Annotated in this window: 27 protein-coding genes and 1 pseudogene; 11 read left to right on the forward strand and 17 right to left on the reverse strand. The window is 60.7% G+C overall.

The window, feature by feature from the left end; genetic code table 11:
* The first annotated feature begins 11 nt into the window (after positions 1–11).
* The gene (locus tag ACP7B3_RS10130) at positions 12–869 is read left to right on the forward strand and encodes an SDR family oxidoreductase (protein ID WP_145158160.1); all 858 of its coding nucleotides are present in this window, start codon (positions 12–14) and stop codon (positions 867–869) included.
* Between the two features lie 33 nt (positions 870–902).
* Here ACP7B3_RS10130 and ACP7B3_RS10135 read toward each other — a convergent pair whose 3' ends face one another.
* The 7 genes from ACP7B3_RS10135 to ACP7B3_RS10165 all read right to left on the reverse strand — a co-directional run bounded on the left by ACP7B3_RS10135 (position 903) and on the right by ACP7B3_RS10165 (position 7,013).
* Positions 903–1,640, reverse strand: coding sequence for a hypothetical protein (locus ACP7B3_RS10135; RefSeq protein ID WP_145158157.1), 738 nt, complete (start codon positions 1,638–1,640; stop codon positions 903–905).
* A 77-nt stretch (positions 1,641–1,717) separates the two neighbouring features.
* Positions 1,718–2,461, reverse strand: coding sequence for a hypothetical protein (locus ACP7B3_RS10140; RefSeq protein WP_145158154.1), 744 nt, complete (start codon positions 2,459–2,461; stop codon positions 1,718–1,720).
* 56 nt (positions 2,462–2,517) lie between these two features.
* On the reverse strand, positions 2,518–2,898 hold the full coding sequence (locus ACP7B3_RS10145; protein ID WP_003176922.1) for a RidA family protein: 381 nt from the start codon (positions 2,896–2,898) through the stop codon (positions 2,518–2,520).
* A 24-nt stretch (positions 2,899–2,922) separates the two neighbouring features.
* Positions 2,923–5,028, reverse strand: a complete 2,106-nt coding sequence (gene spoT, locus ACP7B3_RS10150) for a bifunctional GTP diphosphokinase/guanosine-3',5'-bis pyrophosphate 3'-pyrophosphohydrolase (protein WP_083356111.1) — start codon at positions 5,026–5,028, stop codon at positions 2,923–2,925.
* 60 nt (positions 5,029–5,088) lie between these two features.
* Positions 5,089–5,352 (reverse strand): DNA-directed RNA polymerase subunit omega, encoded by a 264-nt coding sequence (gene rpoZ / locus ACP7B3_RS10155; protein ID WP_003176920.1) that lies wholly within the window; start codon positions 5,350–5,352, stop codon positions 5,089–5,091.
* Positions 5,353–5,518: 166 nt separating this feature from the next.
* Positions 5,519–6,139 (reverse strand): guanylate kinase, encoded by a 621-nt coding sequence (gmk, locus tag ACP7B3_RS10160; protein WP_106575862.1) that lies wholly within the window; start codon positions 6,137–6,139, stop codon positions 5,519–5,521.
* A gap of 10 nt (positions 6,140–6,149) precedes the next feature.
* Complete coding sequence (locus ACP7B3_RS10165; RefSeq protein WP_145158152.1) at positions 6,150–7,013, reverse strand: YicC/YloC family endoribonuclease; 864 nt, start codon at positions 7,011–7,013, stop codon at positions 6,150–6,152.
* Between the two features lie 217 nt (positions 7,014–7,230).
* Here ACP7B3_RS10165 and rph point away from each other — a divergent pair, with 217 nt between their 5' ends.
* Together rph and ACP7B3_RS10175 are read left to right on the forward strand one after the other, a co-directional pair.
* Entirely contained in the window at positions 7,231–7,953 is a 723-nt protein-coding gene (rph, locus tag ACP7B3_RS10170) for a ribonuclease PH (protein WP_106575860.1), read from the forward strand.
* 22 nt (positions 7,954–7,975) lie between these two features.
* Entirely contained in the window at positions 7,976–8,344 is a 369-nt protein-coding gene (locus ACP7B3_RS10175) for a DUF4870 domain-containing protein (protein WP_145158149.1), read from the forward strand.
* A gap of 58 nt (positions 8,345–8,402) precedes the next feature.
* Here the strand turns inward: ACP7B3_RS10175 and ACP7B3_RS10180 are convergent, their stop codons facing one another.
* On the reverse strand, positions 8,403–9,182 hold the full coding sequence (locus ACP7B3_RS10180) for an exodeoxyribonuclease III (protein WP_003195493.1): 780 nt from the start codon (positions 9,180–9,182) through the stop codon (positions 8,403–8,405).
* Between the two features lie 82 nt (positions 9,183–9,264).
* Here ACP7B3_RS10180 and pyrE point away from each other — a divergent pair, with 82 nt between their 5' ends.
* Positions 9,265–9,909, forward strand: coding sequence for an orotate phosphoribosyltransferase (gene pyrE, locus ACP7B3_RS10185; protein WP_063033848.1), 645 nt, complete (start codon positions 9,265–9,267; stop codon positions 9,907–9,909).
* Between the two features lie 186 nt (positions 9,910–10,095).
* Here the strand turns inward: pyrE and argB are convergent, their stop codons facing one another.
* The 4 genes and pseudogenes from argB to coaBC form a co-directional block, all read right to left on the reverse strand.
* Positions 10,096–11,001: an acetylglutamate kinase gene (argB, locus tag ACP7B3_RS10190; RefSeq protein WP_017735763.1), complete on the reverse strand. Its 906-nt coding sequence runs from the start codon at positions 10,999–11,001 to the stop codon at positions 10,096–10,098.
* A 19-nt stretch (positions 11,002–11,020) separates the two neighbouring features.
* Positions 11,021–12,442, reverse strand: a pseudogene (locus tag ACP7B3_RS10195) (phosphomannomutase/phosphoglucomutase); the annotation flags it as partial.
* A 240-nt stretch (positions 12,443–12,682) separates the two neighbouring features.
* On the reverse strand, positions 12,683–13,138 hold the full coding sequence (gene dut, locus ACP7B3_RS10200; protein WP_106575855.1) for a dUTP diphosphatase: 456 nt from the start codon (positions 13,136–13,138) through the stop codon (positions 12,683–12,685).
* A 5-nt stretch (positions 13,139–13,143) separates the two neighbouring features.
* A complete protein-coding gene (coaBC, locus tag ACP7B3_RS10205; protein ID WP_426178734.1) occupies positions 13,144–14,352 on the reverse strand; it encodes a bifunctional phosphopantothenoylcysteine decarboxylase/phosphopantothenate--cysteine ligase CoaBC in 1,209 nt (402 codons plus the stop codon).
* Between the two features lie 143 nt (positions 14,353–14,495).
* Between coaBC and radC the strand changes: the two genes are divergently transcribed.
* Positions 14,496–15,170: a RadC family protein gene (radC, locus tag ACP7B3_RS10210; RefSeq protein ID WP_426178735.1), complete on the forward strand. Its 675-nt coding sequence runs from the start codon at positions 14,496–14,498 to the stop codon at positions 15,168–15,170.
* A gap of 27 nt (positions 15,171–15,197) precedes the next feature.
* Here radC and ACP7B3_RS10215 read toward each other — a convergent pair whose 3' ends face one another.
* Positions 15,198–16,790 carry an ABC transporter substrate-binding protein gene (locus tag ACP7B3_RS10215; protein ID WP_426178736.1) on the reverse strand — a complete coding sequence of 531 codons (1,593 nt, stop codon included), beginning with the start codon at positions 16,788–16,790 and terminating at the stop codon, positions 15,198–15,200.
* A gap of 458 nt (positions 16,791–17,248) precedes the next feature.
* Here ACP7B3_RS10215 and rpmB point away from each other — a divergent pair, with 458 nt between their 5' ends.
* Positions 17,249–17,482 (forward strand): 50S ribosomal protein L28, encoded by a 234-nt coding sequence (gene rpmB, locus ACP7B3_RS10220; protein WP_003176907.1) that lies wholly within the window; start codon positions 17,249–17,251, stop codon positions 17,480–17,482.
* Between the two features lie 11 nt (positions 17,483–17,493).
* The gene (gene rpmG, locus ACP7B3_RS10225; protein ID WP_003176906.1) at positions 17,494–17,649 is read left to right on the forward strand and encodes a 50S ribosomal protein L33; all 156 of its coding nucleotides are present in this window, start codon (positions 17,494–17,496) and stop codon (positions 17,647–17,649) included.
* 71 nt (positions 17,650–17,720) lie between these two features.
* Here the strand turns inward: rpmG and ACP7B3_RS10230 are convergent, their stop codons facing one another.
* Positions 17,721–18,083 carry a cupin domain-containing protein gene (locus tag ACP7B3_RS10230; RefSeq protein WP_145158135.1) on the reverse strand — a complete coding sequence of 121 codons (363 nt, stop codon included), beginning with the start codon at positions 18,081–18,083 and terminating at the stop codon, positions 17,721–17,723.
* A gap of 230 nt (positions 18,084–18,313) precedes the next feature.
* On the opposite strand from ACP7B3_RS10230, the gene ACP7B3_RS10235 reads away from it, so the two are divergent.
* Together ACP7B3_RS10235 and ACP7B3_RS10240 are read left to right on the forward strand one after the other, a co-directional pair.
* Positions 18,314–19,807 carry an aldehyde dehydrogenase gene (locus ACP7B3_RS10235; protein ID WP_145158132.1) on the forward strand — a complete coding sequence of 498 codons (1,494 nt, stop codon included), beginning with the start codon at positions 18,314–18,316 and terminating at the stop codon, positions 19,805–19,807.
* 187 nt (positions 19,808–19,994) lie between these two features.
* Entirely contained in the window at positions 19,995–21,137 is a 1,143-nt protein-coding gene (locus tag ACP7B3_RS10240; protein WP_262207216.1) for an MFS transporter, read from the forward strand.
* 124 nt (positions 21,138–21,261) lie between these two features.
* On the opposite strand, the gene ACP7B3_RS10245 is transcribed toward ACP7B3_RS10240, so the two are convergent.
* Together ACP7B3_RS10245 and ACP7B3_RS10250 are read right to left on the reverse strand one after the other, a co-directional pair.
* Entirely contained in the window at positions 21,262–22,830 is a 1,569-nt protein-coding gene (locus ACP7B3_RS10245; protein WP_262207214.1) for a phospholipase D family protein, read from the reverse strand.
* Between the two features lie 62 nt (positions 22,831–22,892).
* Entirely contained in the window at positions 22,893–24,317 is a 1,425-nt protein-coding gene (locus ACP7B3_RS10250) for a PLP-dependent aminotransferase family protein (RefSeq protein WP_426178737.1), read from the reverse strand.
* 165 nt (positions 24,318–24,482) lie between these two features.
* Between ACP7B3_RS10250 and ACP7B3_RS10255 the strand changes: the two genes are divergently transcribed.
* Positions 24,483–24,707: a DUF1127 domain-containing protein gene (locus ACP7B3_RS10255; RefSeq protein WP_242199583.1), complete on the forward strand. Its 225-nt coding sequence runs from the start codon at positions 24,483–24,485 to the stop codon at positions 24,705–24,707.
* On the opposite strand, the gene ACP7B3_RS10260 is transcribed toward ACP7B3_RS10255, so the two are convergent.
* On the reverse strand, positions 24,708–26,000 hold the full coding sequence (locus ACP7B3_RS10260; protein WP_426178738.1) for an NAD(P)/FAD-dependent oxidoreductase: 1,293 nt from the start codon (positions 25,998–26,000) through the stop codon (positions 24,708–24,710).
* Positions 26,001–26,115: 115 nt separating this feature from the next.
* Here ACP7B3_RS10260 and ACP7B3_RS10265 point away from each other — a divergent pair, with 115 nt between their 5' ends.
* Positions 26,116–26,469 (forward strand): YkgJ family cysteine cluster protein, encoded by a 354-nt coding sequence (locus tag ACP7B3_RS10265; RefSeq protein WP_016975913.1) that lies wholly within the window; start codon positions 26,116–26,118, stop codon positions 26,467–26,469.
* The last annotated feature ends 70 nt before the right edge of the window (positions 26,470–26,539 follow it).

Below are 26,539 nucleotides of genomic sequence, written 5' to 3' on the forward strand. Positions count from 1 at the left end.
GGAGTTTTGTGATGTCTGCGCCTTCTGTTGTGATTGCCGGTTGCGGCGATGTGGGTAGTCGGCTGGCTAGCCAATTGCTGGCCTCGGAATGGGAGGTTCATGGCCTGCGACGTGATATTTCACGCCTTCCAGAGGGTGTCATCGGCATCGCCGGTGACCTGTTCAAAAAGGATTGCCCTGACACTTGGCCAATCGGCGCAGTGGATTACCTGGTGTATTGCGCCGCTGCCACCGACCACGATGAGGCCGGCTATCGTGCGGCGTACGTGCAAGGGTTGCAGCATGTGTTGGAGTGGCTGAACGACTACGGCCAGGAGCCCAAGCATTTGCTGTTTGTGTCGAGCAGCAGTGTGTACGGCCAGCAGAAGGGTGAGTGGGTCGACGAAACGTCCGACACTCAAGCGAAGGGGTATTCCGGCCAAGTCATGCTGGAAGCTGAGCAAGTGGCGCTCAATAGCGGCATTCCGGCGAGCATTGTGCGGTTGACCGGTATCTATGGGCCCGGCCGTGAATGGCTGCTGACCCAAGTGCGCCAAGGCTATCGCGTGGCAGTTGATCCCCCTTTATATGGCAACCGGATTCACGCGGATGACGCTGCCGGATTGCTGGCCTTCCTGCTGCGGCATGTGGAGCAGGGCGGTTCGCTGGATAGCATTTACATCGGCGTTGACGATGCGCCCGCGCCCTTGGCAGAAGTGGTGGGTTGGTTGCGCGACTACATGGGCGTGACCGAATGGGCTGACGACGCCAGTGTGCGCCGCGCCGGCAGCAAGCGATGCAGCAATGCCCGAGCCAAGGCGTTGGGTTGGGTGCCGACCTACCCGACTTATCGCGAAGGGTATGCGGCGATCCTTGAAGGTAAGTGCTAGATGTGAAAAAGGAGCCGTGAGGCTCCTTTTTTGTTACTGCTTTTCCAGCAGCCATTGGCGTGGCCCTGGGCTGAGCTGGGGGATTTCGTCTGGCTGGGAAAGGTTGATCGCCTGCAGAATTTCCAACTGTTTGCCGTAGCGCACGAAAATCCAGTCGTCGCCGACAGCGCCTTTGCCCAGATAGATGACGTCATTGCCGGCACCTTGAGTGGCGCAATCGCCTCCCAGGCACAGTTCGTAGCGGTCATTATTGCCCAGGCCGGACACGCCGCCGTCGGCGCTGAACCTCACAAGGTTGCCTGTGCCGTGGCCTTCAATAATTTTCCACTGACCGCCCATGTAAGCTGAGTTCAGGGCTTGCCTGAACGTGGTGCCCCACTTGGCACCTGCGGCAGCGGGTTGGGTGGGGCGGCTAAACGTTTGGCCTGCGTGAATCTTGCTGGTCTGTTGGACCAGTTGCTTGCCGTTCAATTGCAATTCGTCGCTGCCATGGCCGTTGTAATCCACCGACCAAATGCCAGGCGCCTTCGGCAGCAGCTGGCCTTCACCCACCTCGAACGCAGTGCTCAATTGCGCTTTGCCGGTACGGGTGTCGATGTTCCATTCCAGGTTCATGCCGTTGGCGTCCAGGGCTTTAAGCAGCGGCCGCCCCTGGGCGGCGGTATCGATGGCGGCCTGGTTGATCCATAGCCCGCTGATGTCCGCGGTTTGCTGCTGTATCTGCGTGCAGCCGCCCAGCAGGATCAGGCTGATGAGGAGTAGCGTGTGCATGGAGTGGCCCGTCTGCTGGTGAAAAAACCATGGCGCAGACTAAAGAAAAAGGAGCCGGTGGGCTCCTTTGTTCTGTATCACTGTTTTTCCAACAACCACTGCCGTGGCCCCGGCGTAAACGAAGGCACTTCATCCGCCTGCGCAGTGTTCACGGCCTGGAAGATTTCCAGCTGCTTGCCCTTGCGCGCGAAGATCCACGGGTTGCCCTGGCCGTTGAGTTGCAGCCAGATACTGTCGTAGCCGCCGCTCATTGAGGCACAGTCACCCGCCAGGCACAGCGAGTACCGATCCACACCGGGCAAACCGGCGACTTTGCCGTCAGCCTGGAACTGCACCGTGGCGCCGTCGCCGTTCCCGTCGGTGATCTTCCAGTCGCCACCCATATAGGCGGCATACAGGGCGCGCTCGAAGTTGGCGCCCAGTGGCGCGCCTTCGGGGGCTGGGTCATTGGCACGGGCGAACAGCTGCTCAGGCTCATTGTCATTGGCCACTTGCAGCAGTTGTTTGCCTTTGCGCTTGAGTTCGGTGGCGGAGCTGCCGTAGAAATCGACGCTCCAGGCGCCGGGCTTTTCACCGAGCAGCTTGCCTTCGGCGACTTCAAAACCGTTGTAGTAACGCGCCTGCGAAGCCTTGGTGTTGACCTCCCATTCGAGGTTCGGACCATAGGTTTGCAGCGCTTCACGCAAAGGGCCGCCCTTGGCTGCCGCGTTGATGGCGGCCTGGTTGATCCAGGTGCCGCTCACATCCAGGTCGGCGGGGTTGCTGGCGCAGCCGCCGAGCAACAAGGCGAGCAACGAAGAGGCTACAAGCGCTTTGCGCATCACGAAATCCTTCTGAAACGAAGTCGGCGCAGCCTGTGGAGGCTGCGCCGGGTGTTTTACTCGATGACCAGAATCGCGTCCATCTCAACCTGTGCGCCCTTTGGCAGGGCGGCAACGCCGATAGCGGCGCGGGCTGGGTAGGGCTGTTCGAAGTACTTGCCCATGATCTCGTTGACCTTGGCGAAGTGGCTCAGGTCAGTGAGGAAGATGTTCAGCTTGACGATGTCTTTGAACGAACCGCCAGCGGCTTCGGCCACCGACTTGAGGTTTTCGAAGACCTGGACGGTTTGTGCTTCAAAGCCTTCAACCAGCTCCATGGTCTTTGGGTCCAGTGGAATCTGGCCGGACATGTAGACAGTGTTGCCCGCCTTGATCGCCTGGGAGTAAGTGCCAATGGCGGCAGGGGCTTTGTCGCTGGTGATAACAGTCTTGGTCATGAGTGACTCCTTGTAAGAGATCGGCTATGCGCGCATGCGGGTGATGCGAATCACCCCGGTCAGGGCGCGCAGTTTCTTGATCACGCGGGCCAGGTGCACGCGGTCGTGCACGCTGACCACCAGCTGGACCACGCTGATGCGGCCATCGCGCTCATCCATGCTGATTTTCTCGATATTGCCGTCGGCCGCGTTGACGCTGCTGGCCAGCAGGGCGATCAGGCCGCGCTGATGCTCCAGTTCAACGCGCAGCTCGACGTTGAATTCGCCGGTGACGTCCTTGGCCCACGAGAGCTGGATGCATTTCTCGGGGTTGTGGCGGATTTCAGTGATATTGCGGCAGTTGTCCAGGTGCACGACCATGCCTTTACCAGCCGACAAGTGGCCGACAATCGGGTCGCCCGGGATCGGCGTGCAGCACTTGGCGTAGCTGAGCACCAGGCCTTCCGTGCCGCGAATCGCCAGCGGGCCTTCGGGGCTTGGCAGCTGTTCGCCTTCGCCGAGCAGGCGCCGGGCGACCACATACGCCATGCGGTTGCCCAAGCCGATGTCTTCCAGCAGGTCTTCGATGGTTTCCTGGCGATACTCGTGGAGCATCGCTTGCACGCGCTCGGCCGGGATCTTCTCCAGGGCGCTGTCGAAACCATTGAGCACCTTGTTCAGCAGGCGTTCGCCGAGGCTGATGGACTCGGAGCGGCGTTGCAATTTGAGCGCGTGGCGAATGTGTGTGCGCGCTTTACCGGTGACCACGAAGTTGAGCCAGGCCGGGTTCGGGCGCGCGCCGGGTGCGCTGACGATCTCGACCGTGGAGCCGCTTTGCAGCGGCTCGGACAGCGGCGCGAGACGACGGTTGATCCGGCAGGCAATGCAGCTGTTGCCCACGTCGGTGTGTACCGCGTAGGCAAAGTCGACCGCCGTGGAGCCTTTGGGCAGCTCCATGATCCGGCCTTTGGGCGTGAACACGTAGACCTCGTCCGGGAACAGGTCGATCTTCACGCTTTCGATAAATTCCAGGGAGTTGCCGGCACGTTGCTGCATTTCCAGCACGCCCTTGACCCACTGGCGGGCGCGGGCATGCGTGCCTTTTGGCTGTTCGTCGCCGCTGGACTTGTACAGCCAATGCGCGGCGATGCCGTTGTTGGCCATCTCTTCCATTTCCCGCGTACGGATCTGGATCTCGATCGGCACCCCGTGCATACCGAACAGCGTGGTATGCAGCGACTGATAGCCGTTGGCCTTGGGAATGGCGATGTAATCCTTGAAGCGGCCTGGCAGGGGTTTGTACAAATTATGTACAGCGCCCAGCACGCGGTAGCAGGTGTCGACCTTGTCGACGATGATCCGGAACGCGTACACGTCCATGATCTCGTTGAAGGCCCGACGCTTGCCGCGCATTTTTTTGTAGATGCCGTAGATGTGTTTCTGCCGGCCGCTGACTTCGCCTTCAATCTCGTCGATCGCCAGGCAATGGCTCAGCGACTCTTCGATCTTGTTGACGATTTCCTTGCGGTTGCCCCGGGCGCGCTTGACCGCCTGATAGATGCGCGCAGAGCGCATCGGGTGCATGGCCTTGAAGCCGAGATCTTCGAATTCGATGCGGATGGCATGCATGCCCAGCCGGTTGGCGATGGGCGCATAGATTTCCAGGGTTTCCTTGGCGATGCGCCGGCGCTTTTCGCCGGACAGCACTTCCAGCGTGCGCATGTTGTGCAGCCGGTCGGCCAGCTTCACCAGGATGACCCGAATGTCTCGGGCCATGGCCATGGCCATCTTCTGGAAGTTTTCCGCCTGGGCTTCGGCCTTGGTTTCGAAGTTCATTTGGGTCAGTTTGCTGACCCCATCGACCAGTTCGGCCACGGTTTCGCCAAATTGCGCACTGAGCGCTTCCTTGGCGATGCCGGTGTCTTCGATCACGTCATGCAGCATCGCAGCCATCAAGCTCTGATGGTCCATGTGCATGTCGGCAAGAATATTGGCCACGGCAAGAGGATGCGTGACATACGCCTCACCACTGCGGCGGCGTTGGCCGTCGTGTGCTTGTTCGGCGTAGAAATACGCTCGGCGGACCAGGTTGACCTGGTCTGGGCCGAGGTAGGTCGATAAGCGATCGGCGAGGGCGTCTATGCTCGGCAAAGTGTTAACTCCTGCCGTTGGCTGTGACCCCGCGCCGTGCTACGTCGACCAGGCATAGGCTTAGACGGCCTCGTTGGACTCGTCCTCGAACGCTGCAAACAGCGGTTCGTCTTCAACGATTTCAGCGTTGGCGATGAACTCGTAGCTCATCAGGCCTTCTGCGATTTCACGCAGGGCTACAACGGTAGGCTTGTCGTTTTCCCACTGGACCAGGGGCTCTTTGCCGCCAGTGGCCAGTTGACGGGCACGCTTGGTAGAGAGCATGACCAGCTCAAAGCGGTTATCCACGTGTTCTAGGCAGTCTTCAACGGTTACGCGGGCCATGGTATTCCTCGGAGCGAATGCAAGATGCGCGCTGCCCGGCTGGGCGAGCGGACTGAACAGTTTAAAAAATCACCAGCGTTTAGGGAAGCGCTGATTTTCCCGCGGCCTCGCAAAACGGCTACAAGTGCCAATGTAAAGCCCTTGCAGCGGTTTTGGGAAGGGCCAATCAGCCGAGCAGTTCGGCGAGTAATTTGCCGAAACGCTGCTGTTGGCGTTTTTGCTGGAGCTGATTGGCGCGGAAAATCGCCTTCAAATCGTCCAGGGCGCTGGCGAAATCGTCATTGATGATCAGGTAGTCGTAGTCGACGTAGTGGCTCATTTCGCTGACGGCTTCACGCATGCGGCCTTCGATGATCTCGTCACTGTCCTGGCCACGGTTGGTCAGGCGCTGGTGCAAGGCTTCCAGCGACGGCGGCAGGATAAAGATCGAGCGCGCCTTCGGCATCAGTTGGCGCACTTGCTCGGCACCCTGCCAGTCGATTTCCAGGATCAGGTCGTGGCCTTCGTCCAGGGTCTGCTGCAGGTGGCTTTGCGAGGTGCCGTAGAGGTTGCCGAACACTTCGGCGCGCTCCAGGAAGTCGCCGTGCTCGATCATCTTGACGAACTCGGTGCGCTCGACGAAGTGGTAGTGCACGCCGTTCACTTCGCCCGGGCGCATGGCGCGGGTGGTGTGCGAGACCGAGATGCGGATCTGCTCGTCAGCGTCGGTCAAAGCCTTGACCAGGCTGCTCTTGCCCGCGCCCGAAGGGGCGGAAATGATGTAAAGGGTGCCGGTGCTGTGGGTCATGAAAGTTGCCTTACTCAATATTCTGTACTTGTTCGCGCATCTGCTCGATCAACACTTTGAGGTTGACCGCAGCTTGTGTGCTGCGCGGATCAAACGCTTTGGAGCCCAGTGTATTGGCTTCGCGGTTGAGTTCCTGCATCAGGAAGTCCAGGCGCCGACCAGCGGCACCGGCAGACTTGAGCACGCGGCGCACTTCGAGGATGTGGGTGCTCAGGCGGTCGAGCTCTTCGGCCACGTCACTTTTCTGCGCCAGCAGCACCATTTCCTGCTCCAGGCGCGTCGGGTCGAGGTCGGCCTTCATGTCAGTGAAACGGTCCAGAACCTTCTGGCGCTGCGTGGCGAGCATCTGCGGCACCAACTCGCGCAGGGTGACCACGTCTTCCTCGATCGCGCTCAGGCGCTCGCTGATCAGGCGCGCCAGTTCGGCGCCCTCACGCTCGCGGCCGGCCTTGAGCTCCTGCAAACCCTGGTTGAACAGGGCGAGGGCTTCGGCATTGAGGGCCTGCGGGTCGGTGGCGTCGGCCACCAGTACGCCGGGCCAAGCCAGCACTTCCAGCGGGTTCAGCGCGGCGGGTTGCTTGATCAGGCCGGCGATGGTTTCAGCGGCGGCGACCAGTTGCGCGGCGCGGTCGCGGTCGATCTGCAGCGGCTTGCCGGTGCTTTCTTCGGTAAAACGCAGGGTGCATTCCAGCTTGCCGCGGGAAATGCCCTGGCGCAGCGCTTCACGCACGGCGCCTTCGAGGTCGCGGAAGGATTCCGGCAGACGCAGGTGCGGCTCCAGGTAACGGCTGTTGACCGAGCGCAGTTCCCAGCTCAGGGTGCCTTGGACGCCGGCTTTTTCGACGCGGGCGAAGGCGGTCATGCTGTGCACCATGGAGGTACCTCGCGATGCAGTCCCGCAAATACGGGCTGATGGGTAAATTGAAGCCGACAGGCTGCGAAGGCGCAGGATTGTAGCGCAGTGAGGCGAACGCGCCCAAACAATGGGCGCCAGGCCCGCCACTCGTAACCGAATTTTTTAGAAGTGCCCCGAATCGGCTGGCGGCTCTATAATGCTCGGCAGTTTTTCGTCCTCCGTACAGGTATCCCCTATGAAACGTCCAAGTGGTCGCGCTGCCGATCAGCTCCGCTCGATCCGCATCACCCGCAACTACACCAAACACGCCGAGGGATCTGTACTGGTCGAGTTTGGCGATACCAAGGTGATCTGCACCGTCAGCGTCGAAAACGGCGTGCCGCGCTTCCTCAAGGGCCAGGGCCAGGGTTGGTTGACCGCCGAGTACGGCATGCTGCCGCGCGCCACCGGCGAGCGTAACCAGCGTGAAGCCAGCCGTGGCAAGCAAGGCGGCCGCACCCTGGAAATCCAGCGCCTGATCGGCCGTTCGCTGCGCGCAGCCCTGGACATGTCCAAGCTGGGCGACGTGACCCTGTACGTCGATTGCGACGTGATCCAGGCTGACGGCGGCACCCGCACTGCCTCCATCACCGGCGCCATGGTGGCCTTGGTTGATGCGCTGAAAGTGATCAAGAAGCGTGGCGGCCTGAAAGCCGGCGACCCGCTCAAGCAGATGATCGCTGCCGTGTCGGTGGGCATGTACCAGGGCGAGCCTGTATTGGACCTGGACTACCTGGAAGACTCGGCTGCCGAGACCGACCTCAACGTGGTAATGACCAGCAGCGGTGGTTTCATCGAAGTGCAGGGCACCGCCGAAGGCGCGCCATTCCAGCCGGCCGACCTGAACGCCATGCTGGCCCTGGCCCAGAAAGGCATGACCGAAATCTTCGAACTGCAGAACGCCGCACTGGCTGACTGAAACGGCCGCAAGGAGCAACGCCATGAGTGACCACCAACTGCCTGTGCCCACGCCTCCTTACGAAGTGCGTCAGGGCGCGATGTTGTGTCACCTCGCGGCGTTCCTGGGGTTTGTGTTTCCCTTCGGCAGTGTCGTCGGGCCGCTGATCCTGTGGCAGATGAAGAAGGAAGTGGACCCATTCATTGATGATCAGGGCAAGGAGGCCTTGAACTTCCAGATCACCGTGGCCATTGCCTGGCTGGTTTGCATCGTGCTGGCTTTTGCGGTGATTGGTTTTTTCCTGATGACTGCCCTGGCAATCGCCACGGTGGTGCTGACGATCATCGGCGCAATCAAAGCCAGCAAGGGGATTGCCTATCGCTATCCCTTTACCTGGCGATTGGTCAAATAGTGAGCGCCCACAAAAAAACCGACAGCGATGTCGGTTTTTTTGTGCCTGGAAAAAGACCTTAGATGGTCAATGTCCAGTCGTAGTCCACGATCAGCGGCGCGTGCTGCGAGAAGCGTGGCTGACGCGGCAGGCGTGCGCTGCGAACAAAGCGGCGAAGCCCCGGGGTCAGCAGCTGGTAGTCGAAACGCCAGCCCAGGTTAAGCATCTCGGCCTGTTCGTTATCCGGCCACCAGCTGTACTGGTCGCCTTCGCGGCTGACTTCGCGCAGGGCGTCAACATAGCCCATGTTGCCGACAATCTCGTCCATCCAGGCCCGTTCCGGCGCCAGGAAGCCCGGGGATTGCTGGCTGTCGCGCCAGTTCTTGATATCCAGCTTCTGTTGCGCCACGTACAGCGAGCCACAGTAAATGTACTCGCGACGTTTGCGTCGCTGTTTATCCAGATAACGGGCGAAATCGTCCATTAGCTTGAACTTCTGGTTCAAGTCTTCATCGCCGTTCTGCCCCGAAGGGAGCAGCAAGGTCGCGATGCTGACCTTGTCGAAATCGGCTTGCAGGTAGCGCCCGTAGCGGTCGGCTGTCTCGAAGCCGAGGCCGCTGATGACCGCCTTGGGTTGCAACCGCGAGTACAAAGCCACGCCACCTTGGGTGGGCACTTCGGCATCGCAGGCATAAAGGAAGTAGCCATCCAGTTGGAAGGCTGGGTCGTCCAGTTCAAAGGCGGAGGCGCGGGTGTCCTGCAGGCAGATGACGTCGGCATTCTGTGCTTGCAGCCAACTGAGCAAACCACGCTCGACTGCAGCCTGAATACCATTGACGTTCACACTGATGATCCGCATAAATGGCCCCAAAAATCGCGTGCGTGTATGATACACGCCGTCTACCTAATTAGCTAAATCCGTGGTATCTGAGGCTTTTTTCATGCAGGCGTATCAACGCGATTTCATTCGTTTTGCCATCGATCGCGGCGTTTTGCGCTTCGGTGAGTTCACTTTGAAGTCCGGGCGCACTAGCCCGTACTTCTTCAATGCAGGCTTGTTCAACTCGGGTTCGGCCCTGGCTCAGCTGGGTCGTTTCTACGCGGCAGCCATCGTTGAAAGCGGCATTTCCTTCGATGTTTTGTTTGGCCCAGCCTACAAGGGCATCCCGCTGGCAGCCGCGACTGCCGTGGCGTTGGCTGAACATCACGGGCTGGATCTGCCGTGGTGCTTCAACCGCAAAGAGGCCAAGGCACATGGCGAAGGCGGTAGCCTGGTTGGGGCTCCGCTCAAGGGCGACGTGCTGATCATCGACGACGTGATCACCGCCGGTACCGCCATCCGTGAAGTGATGCAGATCATCGCTTCCCAAGATGGCGCCAAGGCCGCCGGCGTGCTGATCGCGCTGAACCGTCAGGAGCGCGGCAACGGTGAGTTGTCGGCCATTCAGGAAGTGGAACGTGATTTCGGCATTCCGGTGGTGAGCATTGTGTCGCTGAACCAGGTGTTGCAGTTCCTGGAAGACGATCCGCAGCTCAAGCAGCATTTGCCGGCGGTTAAGGCTTATCGCGAGCAATTTGGTGTCTGACACTGATTTCTCTGTGTGAGAGGGGGCTTGCTCCCCATAGCGGTGTATCAGTTGATTGATTCAGCACTGATCCACTGCTATCGGGGGCAAGCCCCCTCCCACATTTTGATCTGCAGTGTTTTCAAATCCTGCAAACAAAAAGGCCCCGCTCAATTCGATTGAGCGGGGCCTTTTTGTTTCTAGTGCTTAAGGACGCTTGCGATTACTTATCAGCGTGCCCACACCGGTATCGGTGAAAATTTCCAGCAGGATTGCATTTGGCACGCGGCCATCCAGGATCAGCGAGCTGCCGACGCCGCCTTGCACGGCTTCCAGCGCGCAACGGATCTTCGGCAGCATGCCGCCGTAGATGGTGCCGTCGGCGATCAACTCGTCCACCTGCTGGGTGGTCAAGCCCGTCAGCACCTTGCCTTCCTTGTCCATCAGGCCGGCAATGTTGGTCAGCAGCATCAGCTTCTCAGCCTTCAGCGCTTCGGCCACTTTGCCGGCTACCAGGTCGGCGTTGATGTTGTACGACTCACCGTTGGCACCGACGCCGATTGGCGCGATCACCGGGATGAAGTCGCCTTTGACCAGCAGGTTCAGCAGGTCGGTGTTGATGCCGATCACTTCACCTACCTGGCCGATGTCGATGATTTCCGGCTGGGTCATCTCCGGCGTCTGACGGGTAACGGTCAGTTTTTTCGCGCGGATCAGCTCCGCGTCCTTGCCGGTCAGGCCAATGGCGCTGCCGCCATGACGGTTGATCAGGTTGACGATGTCTTTGTTGACCTGGCCACCGAGGACCATCTCCACCACGTCCATGGTCTGCGCGTCTGTAACGCGCATGCCATCAATGAAGTGACTCTCGATCGACAAGCGCTTGAGCAGGTCGCCGATTTGCGGGCCGCCACCGTGCACCACCACCGGGTTGATCCCGACAGCTTTCATCAACACGATGTCGCGGGCAAAGCCGGTTTTCAGCTCTTCGCTTTCCATGGCATTGCCGCCGTACTTGATCACCAGCGTCTTGCCGACGTAGCGTCGAATGTAAGGCAACGCTTCGGACAGGACCTTGGCAGTATTGGCAGCGGCTTCGCGTTCGAGGGTCATTCAGGGCTCCGGTAAAAAATCAGAACGGTAATTGGAGATCAGGGGCAACACGTTTCAACTGGGCGTGGAACACGTCCTTGATGCGCTGCAACTCAGCCTCGGTATCCGCCTCGAAACGCAGGACCAGCACCGGTGTGGTGTTGGACGCGCGAACCAGGCCCCAGCCTTTGGCGTAATCGACTCGCACACCATCAATGGTGGTCAGGTTGGCGCCTTCACCCCATTGCGCATCGTGCAGTGCGTCAATGATGCTGAATTTGCTCTCCTCGGTCACATGGATATTGATCTCTGGCGTAGAAATATCATTCGGGAAGGTCTGAAACAGCTCCTGCGCCGTGGATTTTTCCTTGCTGAGGATCTCCAGCAGACGGGCGGCGCTATAAATGCCGTCGTCGAACCCGAACCAGCGCTCTTTGAAGAACACGTGGCCGCTCATTTCGCCGGCCAACAGCGCGCCGGTTTCCTTCATTTTCTTTTTGATCAACGAGTGGCCGGTCTTCCACATTAGTGGGCGACCGCCGTATTCCTTGATCAGTGGGGTGAGGCGGCGGGTGCACTTCACGTCGAAGATGATTTCGGCGTTGGGGTTACGGGCCACCACGTCACGGGCAAACAGCATCAGCAGGCGGTCGGCGAACACGTTCTCGCCGGTGTTGGTCACCACGCCGACACGGTCGCCGTCACCGTCGAAGGCCAGGCCGACGTCGGCGCCGGTTTCCTTGACCTTGGCGATCAAGTCCACCAGGTTTTCAGGCTTGCCCGGGTCCGGGTGGTGGTTAGGGAAGTTGCCGTCAACGTCGCAGAACAACGGAATCACTTCGCAGTTCAGGGCTTCGAGCAGTTGCGGGGCAATCACGCCGGCCGCGCCGTTGCCGCAGTCCACCACCACTTTCAGGCGGCGGGCGAGTTTGACGTCGCCCGTGATCTGGTCAGAGTAGCGTTGAAGAATATCGACTTTGGTGATGCTGCCGGTGCCGGTGGTCAGATCGTTGGTCTTCAAGCGCTCGTGCAGCGCTTGAATCTGTTCGTTGGCGAGGGTGTCGCCGGCGATGACGATCTTGAAGCCGTTGTAGTCCGACGGATTATGGCTGCCGGTGAGCATAACGCCGGACTTGCCAGCCAGTACGTTGGCTGCGTAGTACAGCGCAGGAGTCGGCACCAGGCCCACATCGCTGACGTGGCAGCCGCTGTCGGCCAGGCCCTGGATCAGTTGCTCCACCAGCTCCGGGCCGGACAAGCGGCCATCGCGGCCTACCGATACATTGGGTTCGCCCTGGGCCAGGCTTTGGGAGCCGATGGCACGGCCGATCCAATAGGCGGTTTCGGCGGTCAGGGTCTTGGGCACGACGCCACGAATGTCATAGGCGCGAAAGATGCTGTCGGGAAATGTCGGGGCTACTCGGGCTGCGGTACTCATCGCGGGGGGAAACTCCATCTGAAGGGGGCAAAGCTGGCCTTAAAGTGGCTGACCGGCAGGCTCAAACTGAAGGGTATGACGGCGTTTTCGGCAGAGAGTTCGTGGTGCAAAAGTGCCATCGGAGCTGGCACTCCGTGCTTATGGCTGCGTAATGTGTTGATTTCAATGATGAAATCTCGCTGATTAATTCCGCGCATTCTTCGTCCTGAAAAGCCTTGCGGTGGCATCGGGCCGGACAAAAGCGCCCGGCCTGATTCAGCTTAGTCAGTGGCTGCCGGAATGCCCAAAACCGCCTGCGCCGCGTTGAGTCTCATCGAACTCCTGAACCAGTTCGAAGTGCGCCTGCACCACCGGCACCAGCACCAGTTGCGCGATACGCTCGCCAACAGCAATGTTGAAGGCGGTCTGGCCGCGGTTCCAGCACGACACCATCAACTCGCCCTGGTAGTCGGAGTCGATCAGGCCGACCAGGTTGCCCAGCACAATGCCGTGTTTGTGGCCCAGGCCGGAGCGCGGCAGGATCAATGCCGCCAGGCCGGGGTCGCCAACGTAAATCGACAGGCCGGTAGGGATCAGGAGGGTCTGGCCGGGTTCAAGAACGGTGTCTTGCTTGAGCATGGCGCGCAGGTCCAACCCGGCGGAGCCTGGGGTGGCGTAGGCCGGCAGTGGGAATTCGTTGCCGATGCGTGGGTCGAGAATCTTGGCTTGCAAAGCGTGCATGTCAATTAAACCTGGTTCAGCCGTTGGGCGATAAATGAGATCAGTTGGCGGGCAATCTTGCCTTTGCTGGTCTGGGCGAAAACGGTGGCGTGCAACTCGCGGTCGATCACGCTGATGGCATTTTCCTCGCTGTTGAAGCCGATGCTCGGGTTGGCGACATCATTGGCAACGATCAGGTCGAGGTTTTTGTCTTTCAATTTGCGTGCCGCGTAGTCCAGCAGGTGCTCGGTTTCGGCGGCAAAGCCGACGCTGAAAGGGCGGTCCGTACGCGTGGCGATGGTTGCCAGAATGTCGGGGTTGCGCACCATTTGCAGGAGCAGGCCGTCGCCGCTTGTAGGGTCTTTCTTAAGCTTTTGCGGGGCTACGACTTCCGGGCGGTAGTCTGCAACCGCCGCCGAGGCGATAAACAGGTCGCAGGGAATGGCTGCCTCGCACGCCGCCAGCATGTCCCGGGCGCTGACTACGTCGATTCGCGTGACCCGATCAGGCGTCGGCAAGTGCACCGGGCCGGTGATCAAGGTGACACGTGCGCCTGCCTCAACCGCCGCTTCGGCCAAGGCAAAGCCCATTTTTCCTGAGCTATGGTTGGTGATGTAGCGCACCGGGTCGATGTTTTCCTGAGTCGGGCCGGCGGTGATCAGCACGTGTTTGCCGGTGAGGGCCAGGTGCTGGAAACACTCGGCGGCGCACAGCGCCAGGTCGGTGGCTTCGAGCATGCGGCCCATGCCGACGTCGCCGCAGGCCTGGCTGCCGGACGCCGGGCCGAACACCTTGAGGCCTCGGCTTTGCAGGAGCTGGGTGTTGGCTTGGGTCGCCGGGTCGCGCCACATGGCCTGGTTCATGGCCGGGGCGATGGCGACGGTGGCGTCGGTGGCCAGCACCAAGGTGGTCAGCAGGTCATCGGCGATGCCTTGGGCCAGGCGGGCGATCAAGTCGGCGGTTGCGGGGGCGATCAGTACCAGATCGGCCCATTTGGCCAGCTCGATATGGCCCATCGCGGCTTCGGCCGCCGGGTCCAGCAGGTCCAGATGAACCGGGTGGCCGGACAGGGCTTGCATGGTCAGCGGGGTGATGAACTCGCTGCCGCCGCGGGTCATGACTACGCGCACTTCGGCGCCCTGGTCCAGAAGCCTGCGAACCAGCTCTGCGCTCTTGTAGGCGGCAATGCCGCCGCCGACGCCGAGAACGATGCGTTTCCGATACAGACGCTGCATTGGTTTGCCTTTCCAGTTCAGTGATGCCAGTTCAGTGACGCCTGCGATGCCCCCTCCCCAGGAGAAATCGCACGCAAAAAAGAGGGCTTAAGATAACACAGCGTCCGCCGGGCAACAGCGGCGCACATGCACACGGAGGTGGGATGAGTATTCGCGATTGGCCTGTGGCGGAACGTCCGCGGGAGAAGCTTTTGGAATGGGGCGCGGCAACGTTGTCGGACGCCGAACTGCTGGCGATCTTCCTGCGCACCGGGGTGTCGGGCAGAAGCGCGGTCGACCTGGCGCGCCATTTATTGACGCAATTTGGTGGCCTTCGCCCGCTGTTGGAGGCCAACCAGACGCTGTTCAGCCAGCATTTGGGGTTAGGGCCGGCAAAGTTTGCCCAGTTGCAGGCCGTGCTGGAGATGTCCCGGCGGCACATGGCCGAGCGCCTGCGCGCGGACTCGGTGCTGGAAAGCCCGCTGGCCGTGCGTGATTACCTCAAGGCGCTGCTGCGCCATGAACCCCACGAGATCTTTGGCTGCCTGTTTCTCGACTCGAAGCACCGCGTTCTGGGGTTTGAGGCGCTGTCCCAGGGCACCATCGACACTGCCATTGTTTACCCGCGGCAAGTGGTCAAGCGTGCGTTGGCGTACAACGCGGCAGCGCTGATTCTGTGTCATAACCATCCTTCGGGGAGTGTCGAGCCGAGTGCGGCTGATCGAAAATTGACCAAGTTGCTGCAAAAGGCGTTGGAGGTGGTGGATGTGCGGGTGCTGGATCACATCATCGTCGGCGATGGTGATCCATTGTCGATGGCGGAATACGGGTGGATGTAGCCCCGCCCACAAGGGCGGGGCAGGTCATCAGGGCTTGACGCTGACTTTCGAGAAGTCCTGGCGCCCGAACGGGCTCACCTGATAGCCCTCGACATTCTTGCGTGTCAGGGCAAACGCGGTCGGATGCGCCAACGGCAGCCACAACGCCTGCTGCTGGATTTGCGCCTGGGCCTGTTGATACAGCTTGCTGCGCACGCCTTGCTCGCTGGTGGTCTTGCCGGCGCTGATCAGTTTGTCCAGCGCTGGGTCGCAGTAGCGGGCGAAGTTGGTGCCGGATTTTACCGCCGCGCAAGAGAACTGCGGGGTCAGGAAGTTATCCGGGTCGCCGTTATCGCCGGCCCAGCCCATGAACAGCAGGTCATGTTCACCGGCCTTGGCGCGGCGAATCAGTTCGCCCCATTCGATCACACGGATCTCTGCCTGGATGCCGATCTTGGCCAGGTCTGCCTGCAACAGTTGTGCGCCCAGGTTAGGGTTGGGGTTCAGCAGGCTACCGGTCGGGCGTGTCCAAATGGTGGTCTTGAAACCGCCTTTGAGCCCCGCGCGGTCGAGCAGCGTCTTGGCCTTGGCGATGTCCTGTGGATAACCCGGCAGGTCTTTGGCATAGCTCCAGGTATTGGGTGGATAAATGCCATTGGCCGCCTCGGCGGTGCCTTCAAACACAGCCTTGAGGTAGCTGTTCTTGTCAAAAGCCAGGTTGATTGCCTGGCGCACTTCCGGCTTGTCCAGCGGCGGATGCTGGCTGTTGATGGCCACGAATGCAGTCATGAAGGCAGCGGTTTTCTCCACCTTCAATGCCGGGTCTTTTTCGGCCTCGCCTACATCCAGCGGCTTGGGCGAGAGGGCGATCTGGCATTCGTCGCGATGCAATTTCTGCAGGCGCACGTTGGCGTCCGGGGTAATGGCGAACAGCAAGTTATCCACAGCCGGTTTGCCGGCGAAATAGTCCGGGTTAGCTTTGTAGCGAACCACGGCATCTTTCTGGAACCGTACGAAAACAAACGGGCCGGTGCCGATCGGTTGGCTATTGAGTTTCTCCGGGGTGCCGGCCTTGAGCAGCTTGTCGGCGTATTCGGCCGGGTAGATCGAGGCAAAACCCATGCTCAGCGCGGCGAGGAAGGTCGAGTCGGCGTGATCGAGCGTGAAGCGCACGGTCAGCGGGTCGAGGGCGTCGATCTTCTTGACCAGCGTCGGCAACTGTAGCGACTGGGCATGCGGGAAACCGCTCTGGGCGATCTTGTGCCATGGGTTGGCCGGATCGAGCATGCGCTCGAAACTGAAGCGCACATCTTCGGCGGTGAGGGTGCGGCTTGGGGTGAAGTATTCGGTGCGGTGGAATTTCACATCCGGGTGCAGCTTGAAGGTGTACGTCAGGCCATCTGGCGAAACGTCCCAACTGTCCGCGAGGCTCGGCACCAGCTTGCCGCTGGCGGCGTCGTAATCCACCAGGCGGTTCATCAGGACGTCGGCCGAGGCATTGGTAGTGGTCAGCGAGTTGTATTGCACCACATCGAACCCTTCAGGGCTGGCTTCGGTACACACGCTCAAACTGGTAGCAGCCAGGGCCGTCGGCGTAATAAATAGAGGGGCTAGCAATAGCGGTAGGGCAGCGAGGCGCATGTTCGGTTTCCTTTGCAGATCGAAGGCCCATCTGCGAGTGCAGTCTGGAAAAAGCCTACCGTAGTGGTCTGATTGATAAATGACCAGTCCATTTTTGCCTGTGCTTTTGGCGCAAATGCTGTTTTGATGGCGCCTCAGCGCGTTTCGCCGCGCACTTCATCGTGCGTGCGGGCGCTGTAAATCATTCTGTGCGACGAGCGGTCGGCTGTGACAGCGGCCACTCCTGGCAACGGTTCAGGCGTCTGTCGCCAAGATTTACGCCGGTAAAAACACACGGGCTGTTGTTGCACCTTGGTCTTTCTGGTATAAAGCAGCGCTCTTTTCTAGGGGCCCGGTTCCTTCACTGTAGGTGTAGCCGGTAAGACCCTTAAAGAAACGCGGCGCCTGGCGCCAAATGACTGAGAGATTAAGCGGCCAACCCATGCCGGGTTGGGCATGTGGTTTTAGAGGGCTGAGGCATGTCGAGAGTCTGTCAAGTTACCGGTAAGGGTCCGGTGACTGGGAATAACATTTCCCACGCAAATAACAAAACCCGTCGTCGTTTCCTGCCGAACCTGCAGCATCACCGCTTCTGGGTTGAAGAAGAGAAACGTTTTGTTCGCCTGCGTGTATCTGCCAAAGGCATGCGTATCATCGACAAGCGCGGCATCACTGTCGTGCTGGCCGAAATCCGCGCCGCTGGCAAGATCTAAGGAGCTTTATCATGCGTGAATTGATTCGAATGATCTCTAGCGCCGGTACTGGTCACTTCTACACTACCGACAAGAACAAGCGTACTACCCCGGACAAGCTCGAAAAGAAAATGTTCGACCCGCGCGTTCGCAAGCACGTGATCTACAAAGAAGGCAAAATCAAGTAATTGATTTTCTTCCTTGTGAAAAAAAGCCCGTCTCTCACGAGTCGGGCTTTTTTTTGCCTGTGATTTGCTGATCAGGCTTTCTGTTCGAACACCACGTAGATCTTGCGGCACGGTTCCAGCACTTCCCAGGTGCCGCTGAAACCCGCGGGGATCACGAAGCGGTCGCCAGCACGCAAGGTCTTGGCGTTACCATCGGCATCGCGCAGCACCGAAACGCCCTGCACGATTTCGCAGTACTCATGCTCGCTGTAGTTGACCTTCCATTGCCCGACTTCACCTTCCCAGACCCCGGCGCTCATCTGGCCGCACGGGCTGTTGTAGTGGTTGTAGAGGGTTTGCTCGGGATCGCCCTTGAGGACTTTTTCGGCAGCAGGCCGGTAGCGTTCGGGGGCGGTATTGGCTTGGCTGAAGTCGACGATGTCCTGGATGCTCATGTGCGTGTCCCGTCTGGCCTGCGGTTGGAGAGTCCAAAGTCTATGTTTATTAAAATGAACATCGCAAGGGCGTTTACCGGCGTTGTGTCAAATATATTGAAACACCCCCAGCCGCTGGTTTAGGGTGGCAGCTGCCTTGAGCCGAACAGCAGGCTGGCCGGGCAAGAATTCTTTGAGGCTGCCGGGGGACATCACCTGGCCCTTGTATTCAATAAGAGGAGGACACTCGCATGACCACCCTGACCCGTGCCGACTGGGAACAACGCGCCAAGGATCTGAAGATCGAAGGCCGCGCCTACATCAATGGCGAATACACCGCCGCTGTTTCCGGTGACACGTTCGAATGCATCAGCCCGGTCGATGGCCGCCTGCTGGCAACCGTCGCCAGCTGCGACGCCGCCGACGCCCAGCGCGCTGTAGAAAATGCCCGCGCCACCTTCAATTCCGGCGTCTGGTCACGTCTGGCACCGGCCAAGCGCAAGTCCGTCATGATCCGTTTCGCCGCGCTGCTCAAGGCCAATGCCGAAGAGCTGGCCCTGCTCGAAACCCTGGACATGGGCAAGCCGATCAGCGACTCCCTGGGCATTGACGTGCCTGGCGCAGCCAACGCGCTGAGCTGGAGCGGCGAGGCCATCGACAAGATCTACGACGAAGTCGCCGCCACGCCGCACGATCAATTGGGCCTGGTGACCCGCGAGCCGGTCGGCGTTGTCGGCGCGATCGTGCCGTGGAACTTCCCTCTGATGATGGCCTGCTGGAAACTCGGCCCGGCGCTGTCCACCGGTAACTCGGTGATCCTCAAGCCGTCCGAAAAATCCCCGCTGACCGCCATCCGCATCGCGGCCCTGGCCGTTGAAGCCGGTATTCCAAAAGGCGTGTTCAACGTGCTGCCGGGCTACGGCCACACGGTTGGCAACGCGCTGGCGCTGCACATGGACGTCGACACCCTGGTGTTCACCGGTTCCACCAAAATCGCCAAGCAGCTGTTGATTCGCTCCGGCGAGTCCAACATGAAGCGCGTGTGGCTGGAAGCGGGCGGCAAGAGCCCGAACATCGTGTTCGCCGATGCTCCGGACCTGCAAGCGGCGGCCGAATCCGCCGCTGGCGCCATCGCCTTCAACCAGGGCGAAGTCTGCACCGCCGGTTCGCGTCTGCTGGTGGAGCGCTCCATCAAGGATAAATTCCTGCCGCTGGTGATCGAGGCCCTCAAAGGCTGGAAGCCAGGCAACCCGCTGGACCCGGCAACCAACGTCGGTGCGCTGGTGGACACCCAGCAGATGAATACCGTGCTGTCGTACATCGAAGCTGGCCACGCCGACGGCGCCAAGCTGGTTGCGGGCGGCAAGCGCACCCTGGAAGAAACCGGTGGCACTTACGTTGAGCCGACGATTTTCGACGGCGTGACCAACGCCATGAAGATTGCCCAGGAAGAAATCTTTGGCCCGGTTCTGTCGGTGATCACCTTCGACAGTGCCGAAGAAGCCATCGCCATCGCCAACGACACCCAATACGGCCTGGCCGCAGCGGTGTGGACTGCGGATATCTCCAAGGCGCACCTGACGGCCAAGGCCTTGCGCGCCGGTAGCGTGTGGGTCAACCAGTACGATGGCGGCGACATGACCGCGCCGTTTGGTGGCTTCAAGCAGTCCGGTAACGGTCGCGACAAGTCGCTGCACGCGTTCGACAAGTACACCGAACTGAAGGCGACCTGGATCAAGCTGTAACCCTGTAGGAAACACCGCAGGCCAAATGTGGGAGCTGGCTTTTGTGGGAGCTGGCTTGCCTGCGATAGCATCACCGAGGTGTGACTGACACACCAAGGTGCTTGCATCGCGGGCAAGCCCGGCCCTCACATAGGCTCGCTCCTACAGTTCGTTTGAAACCCTGAAAATTATCCACAGGAGCGTGGACATGCGTTGGGCGACTTATTTCGCCGTCCTGGCCTCAGTACTGAGTGTCGGCCTGGCCCTCGGGGTCAGCATGCCGCTGGTGTCCCTGCGCCTTGAAGGCTGGGGCTACGGCAGTTTCGCCATTGGGGTGATGGCGGCCATGCCGGCCTTCGGCGTACTGCTGGGCGCAAAGGTCTCCAGCCGCATGGCCTCATGGCTGGGCACCGCCAACCTGATGCGCCTGTGTCTGTGGGCCGGTGCAGTGTCCATCGGCCTGCTGGCAATCCTGCCCAGCTACCCGGTCTGGCTGGTGTTGCGGCTGATGATCGGGGTGATCCTGACCATCGTATTTATCCTTGGCGAAAGCTGGATCAACCAGTTGGTAGTGGAGCAATGGCGTGGCCGCCTGGTGGCGCTGTATGGCTGCAGTTATGCCTTGAGCCAGCTGTCGGGGCCGCTGCTGCTGGGTCTGATCGGCACCGACCATGATTACGGCTTCTGGGTGGGCGTAGGCCTGCTGATGGTCGCGCCATTGCTGTTGCTGGGGCGCTCCGGCGCGCCGACGGCTGAATCCTTCAGTGTCACCTTTGGCGACTTATGGCGTTTTTGCCTGAGCCTGCCGGCGATTGCCTGGGCGGTCGCTTTATTCGCGGCGTTCGAAGCGATGATTCTGACGCTGCTGCCGGTGTATTGCCTGCAACAGGGTTTCACGGCCGAGGTCGCCTTGGCCATGGTCAGCACGGTAGTGGTGGGCGATGCGCTGTTGCAATTGCCCATCGGCGCATTGGCTGACTACCTGCCGCGTCGCACGCTGTTCTTGAGCTGTGCGGTGCTGTTGCTGATCTCGAGCCTGGCGATTCCACTGCTGATACACACCCCGCTGATCTGGCCGGTGTGGGTGATCTTCGGCGCCAGTGCCGGTGGGTTGTTCACCTTGTCGCTGATCCTGATCGGCGAGCGTTACCGCGACGATGCGCTGGTGCGCGCGAATGCTCACGTGGCGCAGTTGTGGGGCATCGGTTGCTTGATAGGGCCGTTGGTGGCCGGTGCGGGCAGCCAGTGGATCAGCGGGCACGCGTTGCCGTTGCTGATGGCGGCCGGCGCGTTGGGGCTGGTGGTGCTGCTGTTGCGTCAGGGTGCATTTGGCGTCGCACAGCCCGCCTGATTTGAAACGGGATCGAATGTGGGAGCGGGCTTGCTCGCGAATACGGTGTGTCAGTTAACGGCAATATTGACTGATCCACCGCATTCGCGAGCAAGCCCGCTCCCACACTGGATCTTCATTGTTCCTAAAGCATCCGCTCCAGACCGACTGAAGTGGCAAACCAGGCATTAAACCTGCGCCACCAATTGCCGGGTTCATCGGTCAGCGTGTGCAGTTGGCCGTTATCCTCAGTGACCCATACCACTTGGCCATCCTGCAATTTCGCCTGGTAGCTCAACGCCGGCGCCATACCTTGCAGCGCCAGGTTGCGCACGTGTTCCGCCAGCTCGGGGCTGTCCACCAGCACGCCGACTTCGGTGTTCCACAGCACTGAGCGCGGGTCAAAATTGAACGAGCCGATAAACGACTTTTCCCGATCAAAGATCATCGCCTTGCTGTGCAGACTGGAGTCCGAGCCGTGCAGCGAGCCCCGGCGAAACAGATGCGGGCCGCTGCCTGCACTGGGGTCGCCGGGTTGGCGGCGCAGCTCGTAGAGTTTTACGCCGTGCTCCAGCAGTGCCTTACGGTACGGCGCATAGCCGCCATGTACCGCCGGTACATCGGTGGCTTCGAGCGAGTTGGTCAGCAAGCTCACAGACACTCCCGCGTCGGCTCGGCCGGTCAGGTACACGAGCCCAGGCTGGCCGGGGACGAAATACGCCGAAATCATGATCAGCTCATGGTTGACGCCTTCAAGCTCCGGCGCCAGTTGGGTGGTCAGCAGCAACTGCGGGTCCGGGTCGGCCTTGGCCAGCACCTTGCTCGGCGCGTCCCACAGCGCCTGGTTCCAGGCCCAGATCAACTCGCGGCGCCAGATGCCCATGCGTGGTTGGGTCTGGTAGGTGCGCAAGCGGTTGTACAGCGCATGGTTCTGTTGGCGGGACTCGGCGAGCGAATCTTGCAGGCGCACGCGGGCGGCGGCCAGGTCACGTTTGGAGGGGCTGTTGGAGACAAAGTCATCAATCGGTTTGCTCAGCGCGCTGTTCCAGTACTGATCGAAGCTGTGCCCGAGTTGCTCGGCCACCGGGCCCACGCTGAGCATGTCGATATCGGTGAAATTCAAGTTGGGCTCGGCGTCGAAATACTCGTCGCCCAGGTTGCGGCCGCCGACGATGGCGACGCTGTTGTCCGCCAGCCACAACTTGTTGTGCATGCGCCGATGTTGCAGCGACAGGTTGAACAGGCGCCCCATGGCCCGCGTGACGCCGGTGCTGCGGCCCAGGTGCAGCGGGTTGAACAGGCGAATTTCGATCTTCGGGTGGGCGGCGAGGGTGGCGATGACCTGGTCGAGACCGTCGCTGGTGGTGTCATCCAGCAGGATGCGCACGCGCACGCCGCGGTCGGCCGCCTTGAGCAGTTCGTCCACAAGCATGCGCGTGCTGATGCCGTCGTGGACGATGTAGTACTGCAGGTCGAGGCTGCTCTGGGCGTTGCGGATCAGTTCGGCGCGGGCCATGAAGGCTTCGCTGCTGTTGGGCAGCAAACGAAAACCTGAGCGGCCTTGATGCGGCGCCGCCTGCGCCTGGATCGACCGGCCGAATGAGGATTGCGCGGCGGGCAGGGCGTCGCTGGGGATGCGCGGCGTGTCGACTGTTGCGCAGCCGCCCAGCGCCAGAGCGCCCAGCAGGAAAAACGGTAAAAGCCGTTGGATCATCAAGGGCGCTGCTTCCAGGTCAGGGCGATTGTGGGCATATGACGGCTAATTCCGGCGAAAGGTCAGTCTGGCGTCTCGGCGAGCATCTTGATCGCGGCGGCGCCGACTTTGCGTACTGCTTCTTCAATTTGCGGCGTCGGCTTGGCAGCGTAGTTCATGCGCAGGCAGTTGCGGTATTTGCCGGAGGCGGAAAAGATACTGCCTACCGCCACCTGTACGCCTTGTTCGACCAACACGCGGTTGAGCTTGAGCGTGTCGAAGCCTTCCGGCAGTTCCACCCAGAGCATGAAGCTGCCTTGAGGCCGGCTGGCGCGCGTGCCGGCCGGGAAGTAGCGGCTGACCCAGTCGAGCATCAGGTCGCGATTGCGCTGGTATTGAGTGCGCATCCGCCGCAAATGCGGTTCGAAATGGCCACTTTTCAAGAACTCGGCAATCGCGATTTGTGGTTGGGTCGCGGTGGAACCGGTGCTGATGTATTTCATGTGCAGCACCCGCTCCAAGTAGCGCCCGGGCGCTACCCAGCCAATGCGTAAACCGGGCGCCAGGGTTTTCGAGAACGAGCTGCACAGCAGCACGCGGCCGTCTTCATCGAAGGATTTGATCGTGCGCGGGCGAGGGTAGCTGTAGGCCAATTCGCCATACACATCGTCTTCAATGATCGCCACGTCAAAGCGCTGGGCCAGGGTCAGCAACGCACGTTTGCGTGCCTCCGGCATGATGTAGCCCAACGGGTTGTTGCAGTTGGGCGTCAGCTGAATGACCTTGATCGGCCACTGTTCCAGCGCCAGCTCCAGCGCTTCAAGGCTGATGCCGGTGATCGGGTCCGTGGGGATTTCCAGGGCCTTCATGCCCAGGCCTTTAAGGGTCTGCATGGCGCCGTGAAAGCTTGGCGAGTCCACCGCGACGATATCGCCCGGTTCACAGATCGCGTGAATGCTGGCGGACAGCGCCTCATGGCAACCGGTGGTGATCACGATGTCTTCGGCTGTCAGCTGGCAGCCGGAATCCAATGACAGGCGTGCAATTTGCTCGCGCAATTCCATACAGCCGAGGATGTTGTCGTAATACAGCCCCGGCAGATCCTGGCGGCGACTCACCCGTGCAAGGCTGCGCAGCAGGGGTTTCATGGTCGGTGACAATACATCCGGCATGCCACGGCCCATCTGTATGACGTCTTTGCGCGGCACCGCGCGTATCAGTTCCAGCACCTGGTCCCATTGCGAGATTTCCACCGGCCGCTGGGCCGGGCGGCCTACTTCGGGCAGCGCCGGCAGCTCGCGCCCAACCGGCACAAAGTAGCCGGATTTGGGCTTTGGCATTGCCAGGCCGTTGTCTTCCAGCAAGCGATAGGCTTGTTGCACGGTGCTCAGGCTAACCCCATGTTCAACGCTCAACGCGCGCACAGACGGCAAGCGATCGCCGGGACGATAGAAGCCCTGTTCGATGCGCGTGCCGAGCAATTCGGCGAGGTTGACGTAAAGGGTCATGGCGGTCGCTCCCGAGGACCAGTACAGATAGGCGGAAAATACAGGATTCAGGCGATCATGGGCAGTATCTGTATGGATTTAATAAAGATGCGTTGAATCTGTCATGGTTTTGCCGTTGCGCTCACGCTAGTCACTCATGGCAACAAGCAAATGAGGGGCAGCAAAATGAGCGGCATAAGCGATGTGCGTCTGATGTTACACAGTCAGGAATTGCAGGCAGGGCAAGAGCGCGCGACGGCGCCGCGGGATATCAGCCGCTGGCGTTTGTTCTGGCACCGCCGTCACACGCGCAAAGCCTTGCTGCACCTGACTCGCGAACAACTGCGCGACGTCGGGCTGAGCGTCGAACAAGCGCGCGAGGAAGGCCTGAAACCGTTCTGGCGCGATTGATCAGACCAGCTCTTTGAACCGGTGCCAGAGCATTCCCAATGCCAGCAGCGGCGAACGCAAATGTTTACCGCCGGGGAAGGTGATGTGCGGCACTTGGGCGAACAAATCGAAACGACCCTGCTGCTGGCCGCTGATGGCTTCGGCCAGCAGCTTGCCGGCCAGGTGCGTGGCATTGAGGCCGTGGCCGGCGTAGGCCTGGGCGTAATACACATTGGGTTGATCGGCCAGCCGGCCAATCTGTGGCAAGCGGTTGGCGCCGATGCCGATCATGCCGCCCCACTGGTAGTCGATCTTCACGTCGGCCAGTTGTGGGAACACCTTGAGCATTTTCGGACGCATGTAGGCACCGATGTCCTGTGGGTCACGTCCGGAATAATGGCAGGCACCGCCGAACAACAGGCGGCGGTCGGCGGACAACCGGAAGTAATCCACCGTCACCCGTTGATCACACACGGCCATGTTCTGCGGCAGCAGGTGGGCGGCCTGGGCTTCGCTCAATGGTTCGGTGGCGATGATGTAGCTGCCGGCGGGCAGCACTTTGCCGCTCAGGTGTGGGTTGAGGCCATTGAGGTAGGCGTTGCACGCCAGCACCAGGGTCTTGGCGCGCACATTGCCAAGGGCGGTGTTCACGTTGACTTCAGGGCCATAGTCGATGCGTGTTACTTCGGACTGCTCGAACAGCTTCACGCCCAGCTTCTGCGCGGCGGCGGCTTCGCCGAGGGCCAGATTCAGCGGGTGCAAATGGCCGGAGCCCATGTCGATCATGCCGCCCACGTAGCGGTCGGAACCGATCACGCTGCTCATCTGGTTGGCTTGCAGCAGGCGCACTTCATGGCGATAGCCGAGGCTGCGCAGTTCTTCGGCATCTTCGGCCAGGTCGTGCAGGTGCTGAGGTTTGTTCGCCAGGTCGCAGTAACCCCAGGTCAGGTCGCAGGGGATTTGATAGCGCTCGACGCGCTCGCGCACGATCTCCACGGCTTCCAGGCCCATCAACTTCATCTGGCGCACACCGTCGGTGCCGATCACGTTGGCAAACTGGTCCAGGCCATGGCCGACGCCGCGAATCAGCTGGCCGCCGTTACGGCCACTGGCGCCCCAGCCCATCTTGCGCGCCTCCAGCAACACCACGCTGTAACCGCGTTCGGCCAGTTCCAGGGCGGTGTTGAGCCCGGAGTAACCGCCGCCAATTACGCACACATCGGCGCTGACCTCGCCCGTCAACGCCGGGTAATCGGGTTGTGGGACGCTGCTGGCGGCGTAGTAGGAAGCGGTGTGCCGGGCGCTGGCGGTCATGGGGAGCATCCCTGTTTGGAAAATTTGACGCAGGATACAGCGGTCGGACGAAGCTGTCTGCGCAGGGCGTTTTGCGTCAGAATCCACGCCTATTCGCCGTCCGGTATGTGTTCCGATGAGTTGCAACAGTCAGAAAATCAGCGCGCTGCGTAGGCAGATTCCTTCGTTCGAGTGTGTTCCGGGTTGCCACGATTGCTGTGGGCCGGTGACGACCTCGCCCGAGGAAATGTCGCGCCTGCCACGCAAGACCGCAGCCGAGCAGGACGCGGCCATGGACGAGTTGAACTGCGTGCACCTTGGGCCCAACGGCTGCACGGTGTACGACGAACGCCCGCTGATCTGCCGGTTGTTTGGTACCACCAAGACCTTGCCGTGCCCCAACGGGCGGCGGCCCGTGGAGCTGATTCATCCGCGGGTTGAGAAGCAGATCCACGAATACATGGCCAGCACCCGGCAAGTCTTGGTCTAGGTTTTTACTGGTTAAAAATTGTGGGTGCGGGCTTGCCTGCTATAGGGGTGTATCAATCACACCGCTATCG

It is taken from the genome of Pseudomonas sp. TWRC1-2 (genome assembly GCF_049896685.1).
Lineage (GTDB): Bacteria > Pseudomonadota > Gammaproteobacteria > Pseudomonadales > Pseudomonadaceae > Aquipseudomonas.